Annotated in this window: 16 protein-coding genes; 13 read left to right on the top strand and 3 right to left on the bottom strand. The window is 40.4% G+C overall.

Annotated elements, in window-relative coordinates; all coding sequences use genetic code 11:
- Positions 1 to 104 precede the first annotated feature (104 nt).
- Positions 105 to 1253 carry an ATP-binding protein gene (locus tag B2V92_RS26115; protein WP_293313752.1) on the bottom strand — a complete coding sequence of 383 codons (1149 nt, stop codon included), beginning with the start codon at positions 1251 to 1253 and terminating at the stop codon, positions 105 to 107.
- A gap of 268 nt (positions 1254 to 1521) precedes the next feature.
- Here B2V92_RS26115 and B2V92_RS26110 point away from each other — a divergent pair, with 268 nt between their 5' ends.
- From B2V92_RS26110 to B2V92_RS26075, 8 genes are all read left to right on the top strand, one after another.
- Positions 1522 to 3939: an outer membrane beta-barrel protein gene (locus B2V92_RS26110; RefSeq protein ID WP_293313749.1), complete on the top strand. Its 2418-nt coding sequence runs from the start codon at positions 1522 to 1524 to the stop codon at positions 3937 to 3939.
- Between the two features lie 130 nt (positions 3940 to 4069).
- Positions 4070 to 4486, top strand: a complete 417-nt coding sequence (ruvX, locus tag B2V92_RS26105) for a Holliday junction resolvase RuvX (protein WP_293313746.1) — start codon at positions 4070 to 4072, stop codon at positions 4484 to 4486.
- Between the two features lie 7 nt (positions 4487 to 4493).
- Entirely contained in the window at positions 4494 to 5129 is a 636-nt protein-coding gene (locus B2V92_RS26100) for an O-methyltransferase (RefSeq protein ID WP_293313743.1), read from the top strand.
- Between the two features lie 81 nt (positions 5130 to 5210).
- Positions 5211 to 5885 (top strand): glucosaminidase domain and LysM peptidoglycan-binding domain-containing protein, encoded by a 675-nt coding sequence (locus B2V92_RS26095; RefSeq protein WP_293313740.1) that lies wholly within the window; start codon positions 5211 to 5213, stop codon positions 5883 to 5885.
- 154 nt (positions 5886 to 6039) lie between these two features.
- A complete protein-coding gene (locus B2V92_RS26090; RefSeq protein ID WP_293313738.1) occupies positions 6040 to 6882 on the top strand; it encodes a glucosaminidase domain-containing protein in 843 nt (280 codons plus the stop codon).
- A 48-nt stretch (positions 6883 to 6930) separates the two neighbouring features.
- Positions 6931 to 7683 (top strand): hypothetical protein, encoded by a 753-nt coding sequence (locus B2V92_RS26085; protein ID WP_293313736.1) that lies wholly within the window; start codon positions 6931 to 6933, stop codon positions 7681 to 7683.
- Complete coding sequence (locus B2V92_RS26080) at positions 7680 to 8003, top strand: hypothetical protein (RefSeq protein ID WP_293313734.1); 324 nt, start codon at positions 7680 to 7682, stop codon at positions 8001 to 8003. Before B2V92_RS26085 ends, B2V92_RS26080 begins: the two co-directional genes overlap by 4 nt.
- Before the next feature lie 93 nt (positions 8004 to 8096).
- Positions 8097 to 9101, top strand: a complete 1005-nt coding sequence (locus B2V92_RS26075) for a DUF3078 domain-containing protein (RefSeq protein WP_293313731.1) — start codon at positions 8097 to 8099, stop codon at positions 9099 to 9101.
- A gap of 2 nt (positions 9102 to 9103) precedes the next feature.
- Here the strand turns inward: B2V92_RS26075 and B2V92_RS26070 are convergent, their stop codons facing one another.
- The gene (locus B2V92_RS26070; protein ID WP_293313728.1) at positions 9104 to 9835 is read right to left on the bottom strand and encodes a siderophore-interacting protein; all 732 of its coding nucleotides are present in this window, start codon (positions 9833 to 9835) and stop codon (positions 9104 to 9106) included.
- Between the two features lie 96 nt (positions 9836 to 9931).
- Between B2V92_RS26070 and B2V92_RS26065 the strand changes: the two genes are divergently transcribed.
- The gene (locus B2V92_RS26065; protein WP_293313725.1) at positions 9932 to 10921 is read left to right on the top strand and encodes a helix-turn-helix domain-containing protein; all 990 of its coding nucleotides are present in this window, start codon (positions 9932 to 9934) and stop codon (positions 10919 to 10921) included.
- Positions 10922 to 11057: 136 nt separating this feature from the next.
- Here B2V92_RS26065 and B2V92_RS26060 read toward each other — a convergent pair whose 3' ends face one another.
- Entirely contained in the window at positions 11058 to 13478 is a 2421-nt protein-coding gene (locus B2V92_RS26060; protein ID WP_293313722.1) for a DUF5916 domain-containing protein, read from the bottom strand.
- A gap of 189 nt (positions 13479 to 13667) precedes the next feature.
- On the opposite strand from B2V92_RS26060, the gene ffh reads away from it, so the two are divergent.
- The 4 genes from ffh (at position 13668) to B2V92_RS26040 (ending at position 18698) form a co-directional block, all read left to right on the top strand.
- On the top strand, positions 13668 to 15005 hold the full coding sequence (ffh, locus tag B2V92_RS26055; protein WP_293313720.1) for a signal recognition particle protein: 1338 nt from the start codon (positions 13668 to 13670) through the stop codon (positions 15003 to 15005).
- Between the two features lie 666 nt (positions 15006 to 15671).
- A complete protein-coding gene (locus tag B2V92_RS26050; protein WP_293313717.1) occupies positions 15672 to 17210 on the top strand; it encodes a YifB family Mg chelatase-like AAA ATPase in 1539 nt (512 codons plus the stop codon).
- 88 nt (positions 17211 to 17298) lie between these two features.
- Positions 17299 to 17970 (top strand): hypothetical protein, encoded by a 672-nt coding sequence (locus B2V92_RS26045; protein WP_293313714.1) that lies wholly within the window; start codon positions 17299 to 17301, stop codon positions 17968 to 17970.
- Positions 17971 to 18080: 110 nt separating this feature from the next.
- Positions 18081 to 18698 carry an XAC2610-related protein gene (locus B2V92_RS26040; RefSeq protein ID WP_293313711.1) on the top strand — a complete coding sequence of 206 codons (618 nt, stop codon included), beginning with the start codon at positions 18081 to 18083 and terminating at the stop codon, positions 18696 to 18698.
- The last annotated feature ends 116 nt before the right edge of the window (positions 18699 to 18814 follow it).

The following is an 18814-nucleotide window of genomic DNA, read 5'->3' as shown; positions in this document are numbered from 1 at the left end:
CGTGAACTTCCATTGTTTGGCAACCACCGGTGCCACATGAGCCATTACTTTTGCATCCGTTAGGGGTGCAACCACCACCTGTAGAACAACTTCCACATCCCATATTAATTGTATATATATTGAGTCCCCGCAGGGAGCGTTTTAAACTTGATAATTTTTACCAGTTGTAAAGATACATCTAAAAACAGAATTTTCGGGTTAGCGTTTCTTTCAATGTGGTAATGAGCTTTCTCCAGCTCGGCAATTATGGCCTCTGCCATAGGCAAACTAAGCACATGAGTACTGAGCTTTTTAGCCGTTTCGAAGGTAAGGGGCGGTAATTTTACCAATTCTTCGGCCCCGCTTAAAATCAAACAGCACTCGCGTAAATAATTTACGCCGTATTTTAAAAAATTCTTTTGGTTTTCCCGTCCCCACTTGGCCGCCTCGTCGGTAAATTCGATCAGATCGGGCACTTTATTGCCAAAACCCATCCTTAACCAGGCGGTAAAGGTACCCGAGCTATCACTCTGTGTATCGGCAGCCAAAGCTTTCGCTTCGATTAAATTTCCATCGGCCAAAAATGAATAATCTATGGCCTGATGCTCGTTTAATCCACTGCTGTTCAGCAAAAATCCGGCAACTTCTTCTGAAGATAGTTTGGGGATCTTAACAATCTGTGTACGCGATAAAATAGTGGTTAAAATTTGGTCCTGACTCTGTGCAATCAGGATAAACAGTGTGTTGGCAGGTGGTTCTTCGATCAGTTTCAATAAAGCATTACCGGCTTTATCTAAATATTCGGGCAACCACATGATCAAAACCTTGGTTTCGGCTTCGAAAGCTTTATAACTCAGTTTTTTGATTATATCGTGGCATTCGGCAATATTGATATTGGCCTGTTTATTGGCTGCATCGAGTTTGGAGCGCCAGATATCGATATCGAAATAAGGATCCTGCATCAGCATACCACGCCATTCTTCTAACACATCTACAGCAGTTTTTACACTCGCTGAAGCAAAAAACGGATAGGAAAAATGCAGATCGGGATGGATTAAACGTTCGTATTTTCTGCAGCTCGAACATTCGCCGCAACTATCATTTTCGCCCTTATCTAGGCAATTGATGTACTGCGCATATGCAATGGCCAAAGGTACAGCACCCGAACCAGCGGGCGACAAAAACAGTTGCGCGTGGCTAATGCGGTTTTCTTTAACCGTTTGCACCAATTGTTGCTTCACTCTTTCCTGTCCTATGATCTCTTTAAACTGCATTTGGTGCAAAATAAGAAATAGATATGATATTCACACATAACCCCTGATCATCTTCTCCTTCCACAGGTGTTTTTTACACTATAAAAGCATAGGTAACAACCATAAAACCAACCCTGTAACAATATTCTTTCTGCAACAGTTAAATTGATTTTGGCATACCGCCCCAAGCATTTTATATTTTAATTTAAAATTAAACACTTATCCATAAGAAGATTATGTTAATTCTTATTATAGATTTCTATATTTACCCGACTAACTACCTATGTTAATGACCTTCTCGAAATACATATTGCTACTTGGGCTATGCTTTTATTCCATTTTGGGCTTGTGCCAGGATAAAAACATTAAAGTTGCTGTACTTAATCAAAAAGGACAGGCTATTGCAGGCGCTACGGTTCAGCTTTTAAAGGCATCGGATGAGCGTTTGGTTAAAACGGCCATGGGCAACGAGAATGGCATTGCTGTTTTTACGAAACCAAAAGCAGGTAAATATATTTTCGTGGCAAGTGCGCTAGGTTATACACCATACAAAACAGCAGTACTTTTATTTCCCTTTGTTAATAGTACGATTACGATCAATCTATCCGAAGCAGATAAAAACCTAGGGAGTATAAATGTGGTGGGCAAAAAACAGTTTATCGAACATGTTCAGGGAAAAACCATCGTTAATGTAGATGCGGCTGTTACCAATACCGGCACTACAATATTGGAGGTACTCGAAAAATCGCCCGGTGTAATTGTAGATAAGAACGGCAGCATCAGTTTGCAGGGTAAATCGAATGTGCTGGTTATGATTGATGATAAATTAACTTATTTATCGGGCAGCGAACTGAGCAATCTGCTTGGAAACATGAGCTCATCGCAGGTAAACCAGATCGAGTTGATTACCAATCCTTCTGCAAAATATGATGCCAGTGGAAATGCTGGGATTATTAACATTAAAACAAAAAAAACAAAACAGGAAGGCTTTAACGGATCATTGATTACGGCTTATGGGCAGGGAAAATATTACAAAAACAACAATAGCCTCACACTTAATTACCGAAAGGGAGCTATTAATGTGTTTGCCAACTATGGCGTTAACTTAAACCAGAATTTTAGCGACATTTACGCCTACAGACAGTATTTTGGTGCAAATTCTGCTGTCATTTCAGCCTTAGACCAAACATCCTATTTCGTATCGAAAAACAGTGGTCACCTGTTAAAAACAGGGTTGGATTATTATGTTTCCGAAAAAACAACCATTGGTTTAACGTTAACCGGGGCCTTGGCCAGGCGTAACGGCGGCAGTGATGCCATTGCCAATTGGGAAAATGCCTCAGGAAAAATCGATTCGGCTATCGCAACGTATAATACTACCGATTTCAGGTTAAAAAACGGCGCTGCAAATTTGAACCTAAAACAGATTTTGAGTAAGAACCAGAACCTTTCGATTGATCTGGATATACTTAAATACGTAATAAATAACGACCAGCGTTTTACGAATCAACTGCTGGCAGACGGCGGATATACCCGGGGTTCGCTTGCTCAAACGCCATCAAATCTCCGCATACTATCGGCCAAAGCCGATTATATTGTCCGTTTTGGAAAAAACCATAAACTCGAATCGGGCTTTAAATCTTCGTCAATTAAAACCGATAATATTGCAGCGTACCAACTTTTTGAGGGGAACAATCTTTCAGAAGACCTTAACAAAAGCAATCATTTTTTATATCAGGAAGACATTAATGCATTATACAGCAGTTTTGAAAGCAAATTTGGAAAATTTAATGCACAGGCCGGTTTACGTTACGAAAACACACATTACAATGCGCATCAGTTAGGCAATAGCATCAGGAGGGATTCTGCTTTTTCAAGAAATTACAGTAACCTTTTCCCTTCGGGCTACATCAGTTACAGTGCCGATTCTGCAAATACTTTTAGTTTAACTGCGGGAAGAAGGATAGACCGCCCGCCATATCAAAAGTTAAATCCTTTTATATACATCATCAACAAGTATACCTACCAGCGTGGAAATCCGTTCTTTTTACCCCAGTACAGCTGGAATTTCGAATTAACCCATCAGTTTAAAAGGCTTTTAACCACAACGGTTTCCTTTAGTACAATAAAAGACTATTTTTCGCAGCTTTTTATATCAGAAGGGAACGACATTTTAGTATATACAGACGGGAATGTAGGTAAAATGAACAATTTAGGTTTATCTGCTTCTCTGCAGCTTTCGCCATTTAGCTGGTGGCAGGCCAATATTCAGGGTACATTTAACCATAAGCAGTTAAAAGGTTATCAAAACATAGATTATTCTTCCAGCATTAACCAGTTACAGGTAAATCTGAATAACCAATTTACCATAAACAAGGGTTTAAGTGCAGAAATTTCGGGTTATTACATCACCAGGGCACGTAACGACTTACAGGAGTTGCTATATCCAACTGGCCAGTTATCGGTAGGTTTATCGCAAAACCTGTTTAAAGGTAAGGGCAGTTTAAAATTAAACGCAAGGGATATTTTTTTCACCCAGGCAATGGAAGGTTTAACGGGTTTTCCTGCTGCAAACGAGTATTTTATCTTAAAAAGGGATACCAGGGTAGTTAGCTTAGCTTTTACATACCGTTTTGGAAAACCGTTAAAAACAACCAAAAGATCAACCGGCGGTGCTGCAGAAGAGATAAACAGGGCAGGAAACTAGGTTAGTTTGCAGTTAGCAGTTCACAGTTTGCAGCCCATAAAAAACCCATTCCGCAAAAAAGCTTACCTTTGGACTTTTTAAATTTAAAAGATGGGCTAATGCTTTACGCTAAGCGCCCAGCGCTTAATTTATGGCACGGATCCTTGCATTTGATTATGGAACAAAACGCATCGGCATTGCGGTAACCGATCCTTTGCAGATTATTGCAACAGGGCTTGATACGGTACACCCGAAAGATGTGATCGAGTACATCAAAAAATATATGCTTACTGAGCAGGTAGAGGCATTTGTACTGGGCGATCCAAAACAGATGGATGGTTCGCCTTCGGATTCGGCACAACATGTAAAAGGTTTTGCAACGCTACTGAAAAAATCATTTCCAGATATCCCCAGGCATTGGGTTGACGAACGTTTCACCTCTAAAATGGCTCATCAGGCCATTATGCAAAGCGGACTAAAAAAAATGGACAGAAGGGATAAAGACCGGGTTGATACCATTGCGGCAACCATCATTTTACAATATTTTATGGAAAGTAACCGTTTATAACCAACAAATGAGCCTGATAAACGACGATTTACAAGATTTATTAATTGCCTACTGCGAGCCTGAAAGCGAACTGCTGCAACAGATAGACCGCGAAACCAACCTTAAAGTTTTAATGCCCCGCATGCTCTCCGGCCATTACCAGGGCAGGGTTTTGAGCATGCTCAGTAAAATGGTTTCGCCAAAAAGGATTTTAGAAATAGGTACTTTTACCGGATACGCCACGCTCTGTTTGGCCGAAGGTTTAACCAAAGACGGCTTACTGTATACCCTGGATATTAATGTAGAGCTTGAGGATATGGTGCGTGGCAATTTCGCTAAATCTGCATACAATAATCAGATCAACTATATCCTTGGTGATGCAACCCAAACAATAACTGGTTTAAACGAAGTTTTTGATGTCGTTTTTATAGACGCCGACAAGAAAAACAACGGCACCTATTACGACCTGATTTTTGATCGCGTTCGCCCAGGTGGGATTATCATTGTGGATAATGTACTGTGGAGTGGAAAAGTACTTCAGGAGAAACAGGACAAAGACACTAAGAATATTACTAGTTTTAACGACAAAATAGCTGCAGATGAACGGGTTGAAAAATTAATTTTACCTGTTCGGGATGGTTTGTTTGTGATCAGGAAGAAATGATGATGGCTTATGGTTAATGGCTCATAGCATTATGCCAAGGCCATCAAACCAATAAACCATGATCTATTAACCAAAAAAGAAATGAAGAAAGTTTTCACCTTTTGCCTGCTCCTTTTATCCGGAATTATTGCCAAAGCGCAGGATACCGATGATTATATAGCAGAACATGTAGAATACGCACAGGGACTGATGCGCGACCACAAGATTCCGGCAAGCGTTATTTTAGCTGTTGCAATACACGAATCGGCTGCCGGGAACAGTAAAATTGCCCAACACCTTAACAATCACTTTGGTGTTAAAGGTCCAAATAACAGTACCGAAATCCGTTCTTCGTACCGCGATTACCTGAATGCTGATGAATCTTACAGCCATTTTGTAGAAATTATGGAAACGCGTGAGCCTTTCAACAACCTTTTTGCAAAATACGATCAATACGATTATAAAGGCTGGACTTATGGCATCCGCCGTTGCGGTTACGCCCGTAGCAGAAGCTGGGCCAGTCAGGTAATTGGTCTGATCAAAAAATATGAGCTTTACCAGTACGACGAAAGGCCTGAAGGATATGAAGAGCCTGTTTACGCTTCGCCGGTCCATCGCCGTAGCAGAAGCAGAAGAACAACAAAAACCTATACCGTAAAATCTGGCGATAACCTAAGTATTATTGCCAAAAAGAAAGGCACAACGGTTAAAAAACTGATGCAGAAAAACGGCATGAAAAAAGTAAATTTAAAACCAGGACAGAAGATTAAGTTTTGAGTTGGGAGTTTTGAGTCATAAGTTCCCACTTAACCAATTTGTCTAGTTTCAGTCTACAGTTAACAATAAAACAATTTAGCAATACAATTAACCGATTAACCCCCTGAGCGTAGCCGAAGGGTAAACAGTTAACCCTATACACAATTAAACATATATGCGTTCATCCAATCATCTTATCCTACTAGCGGCAATCCTTGTTCTTTTGAGCTCCTGCGGTACACGGAAGTTTTCGAAAAACAACCGTCAGATCGAAAAAGAGGCCAATAAAGCCAATAACAATTCGTACAAAAGTTATAATACCCTAAGTTATATCGACGAATTTAAAGGTGTAGCGATAGAGGAAATGAACTCCGCGGGTATTCCGGCCAGTATTACCCTGGCGCAGGGCATTCTGGAATCGGGCAGTGGCAACAGCGATCTGGCCAAGTATGCCAATAACCACTTCGGAATTAAGTGTACCTCGGAATGGAAGGGCAAAAACTATTTCCGTGACGACGACCAGAAAAACGATTGTTTCAGGGTTTATAAAGATGCCCGCGAATCGTTCAGGGACCACTCCGAATTTTTAAAGCGGAAACGCTACAGCTTTCTCTTCCAGTTAGATAAAAACGATTATAAAAGCTGGGCACAAGGCCTAAAAACAGCCGGATATGCCACTAATCCAAAATACCCCGATTTATTGATCAACACGATCGAAAAATACCAACTTTACCAATACGATCAGCCTGAAAGCGAAAAGCAGAAAATTGCCCGTGAAGACAGGGTTTTTACAGAGATCAACAAGAATATCCCCCAGGAAAAAGCAAAATTTACACCGGTTGAAACACCTCCTGCGGGTGCAAAGCCAATTGTTGCAGATGGCACCTATACCGTTGTTAAAGGAGATACTTTATATAATATTTCAAAACGTTTCAACTTAACGGTAGATGAGCTAAAAATGCTGAATGGAATAACTACAGATGGGATTAAATTAGGCCAGGTACTTAAGGTTAAATAATGTTAAGTACAAACATTGCCTGCCTAATATTTGTAGTTTTGTAACCTAATGAGATTTTTTTTCACCCTTATTCTCTTTATAGGCCTCTCCAAGCTGTTATTTGCACAAACAAAACCTGTGCAGGGGATTGTTATTGACAAAGAAACCAAACAACGCCTGGCTAAAGTTTATATTTATAACATCCGCACAGGAGATGGTTTATATAACACCACCAAAGGAGAATTCAGCACAGTTGCCATTCCTGGCGATACCCTGGTTGCAGCTTTATCAGGCTATGGCGTAGATACCATGGTTTTTAAGGGGCAAACGGCCATGTATTTTCAGCTTAAAACTTTGGGGATAAGGCTCCGTGATGTGGTAATCCAGCAGAAAAGATTAACACCGCAGCAGCTTTACGAAAAAAATGTACAGGAATACCGCTATCAAACCATGAAGGGTAGCAGTAAAGATTTACTGAACCTGGGCAATGGCGGGGTAGGTTTGGGTATCGATGCCATTTACAACCTATTGAGCCGACAGGGAAGAAATGCCCGCCACCTGCAAAAAATCCTCGAAAAAGATTACCGCGAAGATTTGATCGATTACCGTTTCAATGCCAATCTGGTGCGCCAGGTTTTGGGCATACAGGGCGATGAACTTACCGATTTTATGCAGCAGTACCGCCCAACCTACCAGTTTGTACTTGATGCAACAGATTATTCTTTTAACCAGTTTATCCGGAATGCCTATAAAAGCTACAGGTTGAATCCAAAAGCACTGCAATTGCCTAAACTGCCAAAAATAACCATCGAAAAGCTGTGAGGGCGCCAATTATCATCGTTAAAAAACTTCCGGCCGCCGGCATGGCCATATTTCCTTTTATATTGTTAAAATCAGAGCGGTTTAAAAAGGATGCGGAAATGATCAACCACGAAAAAATCCACCTGCGCCAGCAGTTGGAACTTCTTGTTTTCCCTTTTTATATCCTATATTTTTTTAACTACCTCATCAATCTTTTTAAATACAAAAACCACGATAGGGCTTATCGGAACATCATTTTTGAAAGGGAAGCCTATGACCATGAAACCAACCTGGATTACCTGAAAAACGGGCATTGGTACGGATGGATCAGAAAGATCTGACGCAACCATTTTCGCGGCAATTTCAATTGTCAATCAGACAATCATTTCGTTAAATGCTTTTTATCTCTGAAATTTTTCTTTTTCTTTGTAATAATGAAGAACTGTTTAGCTGCCATAATCCTGATTCTAAGTTTCTGCTCCAGCCAATTACATGCACAGGAAATTGATACTATTCCTATCAATACAAAAGACCTGAACATTAAATTAAAACGCAGTCCGCTGCCGAGCAGACAGGGGCCATTAAACTTTGAGCCTGTAAAAATCAAACCATTGGTGGTTAATGCAAAAATCAATTACTGGAAAACCAAAACCAGTATTGGCATTAACGTTAACCAGGCGCAGTTTAGCAATAACTGGAAAGGTGGGGGTACCAACTCTGTAGCCGTTGGTGGTTTGGTTAACTGGAAAGCAGAGTATAACAAAAACAGTTATAGTTATGTTAGCGAATTGGTTTTACAGTATGGAAAAATTAAAAACAAAGACCAGCTGCAAAAGAAAACCAACGACCGTATTTTTTGGGATAATAAGGCCTCTTTTCAATTATCGAAAAGTTGGTTCTTTTTTGGATCGGTGAGTTTCGAATCGCAATTTGACAAAGGTTTCAGGTATTACAGGGACGCAAATGGAGACGAACAACAAGTGCTGATTTCCAAATTTATGGCACCGGGTTACTTAACCGAATCGATCGGTTTTGAGTATAAACCGGTTAAGTATTTCTCGACCCGTATTGGTACAGGTACCGCAAGGCAGACTTTTGTACTCGATACTGCCGTTTACGATAATAAAAACGAAGTTTATGCAGTAGAAAAAGGCAAAAAGTTTAAAAACGAACTGGCTTTCCAGATTGTAAGTGCATTTGATAAAGATATTTTCACCAATACCAACCTGAAAGCCAGGTATGCCATGTTTATCCCTTACAAGGATTTTAAGGCGAGTAAAATCGACCATAGGTTGGATATCGCACTAACCGCAAAAATCAACCGTTTTATGAATACCAGTTTAACCGGCGTACTACTGTTTGATGACGATACAGGAACAAATAAAATACAGGCCAACCAAACGCTGGCCCTGGGTTTTGGTTTTACTTTCCCGAGGTAGCGTTAACCACCACCCACTTTTCCGATTTCCCAATAGGGCATGGTAACAATCTGCCTAAAGCTTACACCCCTTTGTTTTAGGTAACGTTTAAACTGCTGTACCGATTTTGCCCTTCCGGTTAAATAAAACGTTGCATTTTGCCACATTTCCCAACATATCGGGTGCATATTATCCATCCAGGTAATGGCATTTTGGGCTGGGGCATTTACATCAGATGGTACCGTATCGATCAATAATTTAAGGTGTTCAACTGAACTGAGATTTTCTTCCTGGAGCTCCAGTACCCCAAAATATTCTACATCCTCATCCAACGCTTTTTTACCAAGCGATTCGTAAAGGCCAAGGCTCGTTTCATCACCAAAAAAGAAATGCTGATTGGATGCTTCATTGTATTTCACACTTGCACGATCAACAATAAGCTTCAATCGGTCGCCTTTTTGGATATTTACGGCTAAACTATGTCCCGGCCCCTGTCTGTTCAGGTAAAAAATTACCTCACAGGTTCCGCTTGTTTCATCAAAGCCTGATAGCGTATAGTGCCTGTATTCGTTGGCATTTACCCTCAACAGCACTTCGTTTCCGGGAATAAATTTGGCATCAAAAAAATCGCCTTTAAAGGTAACGCACTTTAAGTTGCTGCTTAACATTTTTGTTTCGGCAACTTCAACTTGATATATTTTATTGCTGATCACTTTTTCCATTGTGTTGGCCAGCCATGAAGGTAATTTAGGCATCGTATGCTTTTGTTTAGTAACTTTGAACAAAAGTAGTTGTCTAACAAACGGATCTTTTTATACCAAAAGGATTAAAGTTTATATCAAAAGGATTTTATGGGCCTAAACATTTATGACGGCGACGAGAGATATTATATTGTAGGGAACAAAATCGACAATAATGCCATTAATCAGCCATTGGTAACCGAAAGGAGGGATAAATACAGCTTCCCTTTCGGCGATGCGGAGATTGTGGAAATCGCTTTTTCTGGAATTTACATTGTTTACGGCGATATGCTGGTAAAGAAAAGTCGGCTGCGCATTAAATCTTTTGATGAGCCGGATATGGTTGAGCTCCACTTTGCAATTACCGGCGGTGGGATTATGGAAAATTACCTCACCAACAAACGGCTGGATATTAAAGCCAACCAACATAATATCATCTACAGTCCTGATTTTGATGGCATGGCAGAATTTACAGGCGGTGGTACACATAAATTTTTTGAAGTAAATTTCGAAAGATCACGTTTTATCGATTTAACCAGCGAAAGCAGTGTTTTATTAAAGAATTTTGGCGAAAAGATCATGAATAACCGTTCGGTAGAGATTTCTTCCGAAAATCTGCCCATCAGCCTCGCCATGCACAGCTGTATCAATGATATTATGAACTGCCATTTTACCGGGGGATTAAAACTATTGTTTCTTCAATCTAAATGTTTAGAACTGCTGGCCCTGCAGGCACAGGCTTTTGAAGAGGCTGCTAAAAAAACAGAAAGTCCGGCGCTTAAATCGGCCTACGATAAAGAAAGGATTTATTATGCCAGGGAATACCTGTTGGCCAATGCCAACCAACCGCCATGTTTAACCGAATTGGCCAAAATAGCGGGCATAAACGAATTTAAACTGAAACATGGCTTTAAAGAAGTATTTAAAAACACCGTTTTTGGTTATTTAAGCGATTATAAACTGATGAGGGCCAAAGAACTGCTGGCCGATAACAGCAAAGACATCAAAAATATTTCCGACGAGCTGGGTTATTCTTCGGTACAGCATTTCAGCAATGCCTTTAGCAAGAAATTTGGCATAAGCCCGGGGAAAGCGCGTTGAGATTAGTCATGAGTCCTCAGTCTTTAGTCCTAAAAAAAGTCGTCATCTCGACTGGAACGTAGTGAAATGGAGAGATCTAACTCGAGATAGATTTCTCGGCTGCGTTACACTCCGCTCGAAATGACGCCTATTTTGATTAAACTTTCTTCCTCTTTTTCTTCAAATCAAGATAATCTATATAATATAAAACCTTAACCGAAAGGCTATTGTTTTGTGGAGAATTTAAAATATTACCCAGATTTTTATTGTAGTGCTGCGTATAATAGGTATCGTAGGTTTCAGCAGCATCTTTGTACGATACAGACAAAGTACTACCGGGTGCAAACTGCCAGGTGTATATCAGATCGATGTTGAACACGTTGTAATTTCTGTCCAACCCGCTTAGTGGCGCTCCGGTATAATCGGTTAAATTGCCATCAGGTTTAAGCAAATAAAAATCTTTATTCCTTCTATCGCTCCAATAATGTCTTAACACAACCGTAATACCCATTAAGTTGGTAAAAGTGTATTTTGCATCGAAAGAGTTTTCTACCGTCCGGCGGTCGTATTTAGAAAAAATGGCTTTATCACCCTGTGCCGTTACCCAGTTTACATAATTGTAGTTGGGATTAAAATTAAGGTCTAAACCAAAAGCTATTTTATCATTTAACCTCAGGTTCTGGAAAAAGTAAAAGTTGTATTCTTTACCTTTAAAAAGTTCCTGTTCTTTGTAGCGGATATTTCCGCCAAAATTATATGCTTTGGCACGGTTAGGATTAATGTATAAAGCGAAACCATAACTTTCAGGCGCCTTATATACCTGCCCATTTCTCGATTCATAAAAATCATTTTTTGCAGCGGTATAAATACCATTTACTTCTGCCGACCAAAGGTTTTTGAATTGAACATACGGTCCACCTTCTAAAGAGAAAGTTTGAAAGCTGCCTGGCATAGCTCTCCGTGAGTATAAAACATTAAAATAGCTTAAGAATTGATTGTACCAGCTGCTTGGCTTATAAATGTTGTAATGGAAATCCAGTACCTGATCCAAAAAATTGTTATTGGTAAAAAAACCTAAATCGGAGGGGTCGAATTTATCATCGGCGTATTGCTGCAAATAGCTCCATAAAAAATTACCGCTCTGTTTGCCAAACTTAATTCCGTAACTATATCCCGTACTGGTTTCTTTACCCCGCAAATAACTCATTTTACCGCTGCCATTTACAAAGTATTTATTGCCTTTATTGTTCAGGTTAAACAGCAATGCGGTTACGTTGGCATCGTAGGCCGAACCCTGCCTTAGCACATTGGTATTGATAAATGTTGCCGAGCTGTTATTTTTTAACGACTGATCGAAAACCAGGATATTGTAATTGGTAAGCGGCTGGGTTTCTACCATACGCGTATTGCCCTGCGCATCTTCAACCTCGGTTTCCATACTATTGGTAACCGCATTAAAAATCCCGATACCGAGGCCTTTTGCCGTGCGCCCAGAAATTTTGGTGGCGTTTAATACTTTGGCTTCTTTCTGATCTTTAATAATTTTGTCATTGCCCACCCCGCTATAGTCGTAATATGATGGGATAGAACCGATACGTTTCGAATAAAACAGATCGCCTTTGTTAAAAAGCTCTGTTCCTTCGGTAAAAAACTGGCGGTTTTCGTTAAATTTTACTTCAAATGGTGTCAGGTTCAGAATCCGGTTATCCGATTGTACCTGACCAAAATCGGGCACCAAGGTCATATCCAGCGTAAAACTATTATTGATCCCATATTTTACATCCATTCCTCCGTTAAACCTCGAAGTTGTGTTTTTTACCCCGGGCAAATTAACCGGATAATGATTGACATAAGCAGAAATATAGGGCGAAAAAGATAATCTTAAAGGTGGTTTTATATCTTTTATCCCCGTCCAAAGCCCTTCCTGATTGATAAAGCCATTTACTTTGGGGTCAACAAAATTCCAGAAAGTTTGTGTGTTGCTCCGCTGTATCCTACGGCTAAAGTTTAAGCCCCAGTTTTGTACATCTTTGCCCGAAAACCGTAAGGCAGAATAGGGGATTTTCATTTCGCAGGTCCAGCCTTTATCGTCTATTTTAACCGCGCTTTCCCACACCGCATTCCAGTTGGCATCTTCATCACCTACCTGTGAGTATTTGGCATCAAACTGTACGCCGGCAGCCGTAACAAAAAAACCGTTCCCGTTCATTTTATCGTAAAAAGGATCTACAATAATCGAGATGAAATCTGCATTGCCGATGTTATCCCTCGAAACCAGCTCGTGCGAAACACTATCGGGATGATCGTACATCCGGGCGTAAACATAAATGGCAACATCATCATAAAGCACCTTCATTTCGGTGCGCCGGCTATTGGTTTCCACTTTGCCGGGGTTGGGCCTGATCTGAAAAAAATCAGTGGCAATGGGTACGTTGTTCCAGCATTCATCATCCAGAACACCATCTATCTTGGGTGTTTGCGATGTCCTTTTTGCATCCAGCTGCTTTTGTTTTGAAATGTCCTGGGCAGAACAAAAAGCACAGATGAAAAGGAAAAAAAGGGGAATACAGCGTTTCATCAGTTTAGGTTAATCAGCTATAAGACCACCTAGCATATAAAATGTTGCACGAGCAGATAAATATTATCCGGTGAGATAAAGATTTGACTTTGAGTTGCTAAGATTTACAAGCAAAATTTGATACATTTGCCTTTTATTAAAAACAAGTAGCTTTTTGCCCTGCGGCATGGAGCTTTAGCTTAAAAAAAGATGTTTGATAATTTACAGGACAAGCTAGACAGAGCGTTTAAAGTATTAAAAGGACAAGGCAGCATTACGGAAATCAACGTGGCAGAAACCATGAAAGAGATCCGCAAAGCGTTATTGGATGCCGACGTTAACTATAAAACAACAAAAGCATTTACCGATGATGTGAGACAAAAAGCGTTAGGACAAAATGTACTAACAGCGGTTTCTCCCGGTCAGTTGCTTACCAAAATAATGAACGACGAACTTGCGGCCCTAATGGGTGGCGAAGTTACGGAGTTGGATACCAAAGCAAACCCTACCATTATATTAATTGCAGGTTTAAACGGTGCGGGTAAAACTACCTTCGCTGGTAAACTGGCCTTACACTTAAAGGGCAAGGGTAAAAAACCTTTATTGGTTGCCGGCGATATGTACCGCCCGGCGGCTGTAGATCAGCTGGAGGTTTTAGGAACCTCTGTTGGTGTATCGGTTTATGCCAACCGCGATTCGAAAGATCCTGTTGGTATTGCCCTAGAAGGTATTGCGCATGGTAAACAAAACGGAAATAACGTAATTATTATCGATACCGCCGGTCGTTTGGCCATTGATGAGTCGTTAATGAATGAGATTTCGGAGGTGAAGGCCAAAACCAATCCACACGAAATTTTATTCGTAGTAGATTCGATGACCGGGCAGGATGCGGTAAATACAGCAAAAGTATTTAACGACCGTTTAGATTTTACCGGAGTTGTTTTAACCAAATTAGATGGTGATACCCGTGGTGGTGCGGCCCTTTCGATTAAATCGGTAGTTAACAAACCGATTAAATTTATCGGTACAGGCGAGAAAATGGAAGCACTTGATGTTTTCTATCCTGATCGTATGGCATCGCGTATTTTGGGTATGGGTGATGTGGTTTCGCTTGTTGAACGTGCACAGATGCAGTTTGACGAGAAAGAAGCAGCAGAACTTCAGAAAAAAATCCGCAAGAATAAATTCGATTTCAACGATTTCTACAACCAGATCCAACAGATCAAGAAAATGGGTAACATGAAAGATCTGATGGGCATGATACCGGGTGTAGGTAAAATGATGAAGAATGTGGATATCCAGGACGATGCTTTTAAATCGATCGAAGCCATCATCAATTCGATGACCCCTTTCGAGAAAGAAAATCCGGATGCCATCCAGCAAAGCCGCCGTTTACGTATTGCAAAAGGCTCGGGCAGTAAAGTTGAAGAAGTAACCAAGCTGATTAAACAGTTCGAAGATATGCGTAAAATGATGAAGCAGTTTTCTAACCCTGCAGCCGCAGCAGCCATGATGAAAGGTATGCCTAAAATGCCTTTTGGAAGATAGGTTTTAAGCTGAAAGGTTAAAGACCAAAGCTTAAAGCTATAATCGCCGCGTCATGCTGAACTTGTTTCAGCATCTGTTATATGAAAAGAATCCCGATCAGAAATGATTGGGATTCTTTTTACAGTGTACCATTTTCTCAACCTTTATGGTTGTCATCCTGAGCGCAGCGAAGAATCTTTTTAAATTACATTTTCAGGAAATGTTGGGTTCTCTTCCTTTGGCAGTCACCCGTCCCGCTTTCCGCTCTAAGTCCTCGCTGCGCTGCGGGCTTTTGCTCCAATCGGGTTTAGCTACAACAGTTTGATGCCTGTAGTGCCCATAGCAACAGACCATCCATGATAAACCTGACAGTAGCGGGCATCCCGATTTAAGCACTGTCTGTTTTGTCTTTTATTGTGTGCTTGCTTGTTTCACAGGTTTCATCGGGATAAAGCGGATGGCAGGACTAAAGTTGCCAAGAATTGCTGTACATTCATTTCCAAATACCCCCTTCATATAAAATGGACGTCATTTCCCGATCGTAGAGCAGAGGTCTATCTAGAAAACTTTGGATTTCAATACAAACACTTCTTACATCAAATTAAAATAAATAAAAAATCTCTATATTAGTCATCAATATTCATCCCGAATAATTTACATCCCACTTTATTTATTAATTAAATACGAATGCTTGTAAAAACATACGGGAGTGCTGTTTATGGCGTAAATGCACTAACCATAACCATCGAAGTGAATATCAGTGCCGGCACCAAGTACTACATGGTGGGCTTGCCCGATAATGCTGTAAAAGAAAGTTTGCGGCGTGTGGCCAGCGCCATCAATATCTCAGGTTTCCGCATGCCGAAGCAGAAAATTGTTGTAAACTTAGCGCCTGCCGACCTTAAAAAAGAAGGCTCCTCTTACGATCTGCCCATTGCCATCGGCATTTTAGCTGCATCAGGGCAAATCCCCCACGATGAACTGGAAAACTATTTTATTATGGGCGAGCTTTCATTAGATGGAAGCATCCAGCCAATAAAAGGTGCCCTGCCCATTGCCATACAGGCACAACAGGATGGTTTTAAAGGTTTCATCTTACCCAATCAAAATGTGCGCGAAGCAGCCATTGTTGATGGTCTTGTGGCTTACGGCGTAGATAATCTGGCGCAGGTAGCTGCCTTTTTTAATAAAAGTGAAACACTCGAACAGGTTAGAGTTGATACCAAAGAAGAGTTTTTAAAAAACATCAATAACTACGAGTACGATTTTGCTGACGTTAAAGGGCAGGAAAACATCAAAAGAGCACTCGAAATCGCTGCCGCTGGTGGGCATAATGTGATCCTGATCGGTCCGCCTGGGGCAGGCAAAACCATGCTTGCCAAACGCTTACCCACCATTTTGCCTCCATTAAATTTAAGTGAAGCGCTCGAAACCACCAAAATCCATTCTGTTGCCGGAAAACTTTCTGCTGCTGATGCCTTAATGACTTCGAGGCCATACCGTTCGCCGCACCATACCATTAGTGATGTGGCTTTGGTAGGCGGGGGAATAAACCCTCAACCAGGCGAAATATCGCTTGCCCACAACGGGGTATTGTTTTTGGATGAATTGCCCGAATTTAAACGTACCGTTTTAGAAGTGATGCGCCAACCGCTCGAAGACCGTAAAGTTGCCATCGCCAGGGCAAGATTTTCGGTAGAATATCCAGCAAGTTTTATGTTGGTGGCTTCGATGAACCCTTGCCCCTGCGGTTTTTATAACCATCCCGAAAAAGACTGTGTTTGCGCCCCTGGTGTGGTTCAAAAATACCTCAGTAAAATATCCGGCCCGCTTTTAGACCGCATCGACCTTCATGTAGAAGTTACGCCTGTTAATTTTGCCGCTCTTGCATCTTCTAATGATGCCGAAAAAAGCGATATCATCAGGAGCCGAGTAATTAAGGCCCGCGAAATTCAGGATAAACGTTTTGAGGATAAACCCGAACTGCATTATAATGCGCAGATGAGTCCAAAAATGGTACGCAAAGTATGCGAGATCAGTGAAGATGGGATTATTCTTTTAAAAACCGCAATGGAACGCCTGGGCCTATCCGCACGTGCTTACGACAGGATTTTAAAGGTAGCACGTACGATTGCCGATCTGGCCGGTAGCGAAAATGTAGAGCTCGAACACCTGGCCGAATCCATCAATTACCGCAGCTTGGATCGGGATGGTTGGGCAGGGTAAATTCCATGCTTTTAAACAAAAAACTGATGCTTAAATTTATTTGTTATGGTGATAAACACTATGTTTATTGATCTACAGATAGAACCTCATGAAAAAATCTTTTTTTGCGCTTTCCGGCCTGTTGTTATTTGCTTTGCAAAGCATAGGCCAGACAATGCCGGATTTCATTCCACCTAAAAATTACAAACCAGTTCTCGAAACCAGGGGCGATTTAGATAAAGATGGTATAGAAGAAGTAGTATATGCCTTTGATACTGATAAACCGGATGGAAAAGATGGGCTAAAAAGGATTCTTTATATCTGCAAACAGGTTGATGGTAAAGTAAAATTGTGGAAAAGCAACAATACTATTTTGCGGAGTAACAAAGATTGTGGCTTCTGCGTTGATGCAGGTGTAAACCTTTCGATAAAAATTAAGAACAGTACATTGGTTACCGAGCAAACCTTTAACCATAACAGCAGGCATTTCAGCACCTGGAAAAACATTTACCGATATCAAAATAACGATTGGTTTGTAATCGGATCAACCATGAACGATTATGATACCTGCGATTTTAATTACCAGTATGATATCAATTTTTCAACCAGGCAGGTAAATGTTTCCTATACCTACGGCGATTGCGATGAGGGGAAAAAGATACCTAAAGACAGCTATTATAGTTTTAAATATCCTTTTAAAACCATCCACAAAATGGACGGTTTTGCCCCAGGCAGGTATGAACTAAAAATTCCAAAATCTGACCGCTATTTTTATTATTAAACTAAATTTATAAATCTAACGTCATCTCAGCTCGCGCAACGCGTAATGGAGAGATCTATATCAATAGGTTCAGCTTCGCTGCCATTGACAGAGTTTAAAAATTTGAATACATGAACAGGATATTTTATATAATTCTCTTACTCATCGCAAACCACTCGTTTGCACAAAAAATATTTCATCAGCCCAATGCAAAAGGTACCTGGCAATACATCTGCCCATTTCGGGATAGAAGCTATATATTGGCTATCCAGCAGGGAATTGATGAAAAAGAATCATTTGGCGGAGCAACTGCAGCCAATATTTATTTTGGTAAAAGCAGTTTAACAACTGATAAAGTATTTTGGAAAGACAAAATTTATTTAAAATTCGCCAATGATAATACTTCTCGTGAAGACTATAATGGAGATGGCATTAAAGATATCCTTATTTTTTCAGAAACCGGAGGTCGGGGTGGCAATGCCTATTATTATTTGTTCCTGATAAACCCTAAAACCAAAAAGATTGTCCGGGTCAAAAATTTCGAAAAGATTGTGAACCCAGAATACAACCAGAAGTATAAAGTAATTGCTTCTTACGGTCTGTCGGGTTCAAACTACTACAGCATTTACAAAATTTCGAAGGACAATAAAGCGTACCAGATCGGGAAAAGTTTTGAAGATACATTTGAGAACGATCCCAAAGAACTGGACAAGAGGATTAGGGAAATTTTAAAAAAACCTGTCCATTAATCACGATTGTTTCAAAAATAATCCGGCTTTTTATCTATTTCTATCCTGTTATTTAAAGTATTTGTATACTGCACCTTGAAAACAGATTAAAACACTATTTATCAACGAATTAAAAT

It is taken from the genome of Pedobacter sp. UBA5917, assembly GCF_002432345.1.
Classification (GTDB): Bacteria; Bacteroidota; Bacteroidia; order Sphingobacteriales; family Sphingobacteriaceae; genus Pedobacter.
The sequence above is the reverse complement of the archived record's forward strand: the minus strand, read 5'-3'. Positions and strand labels throughout refer to the sequence as shown.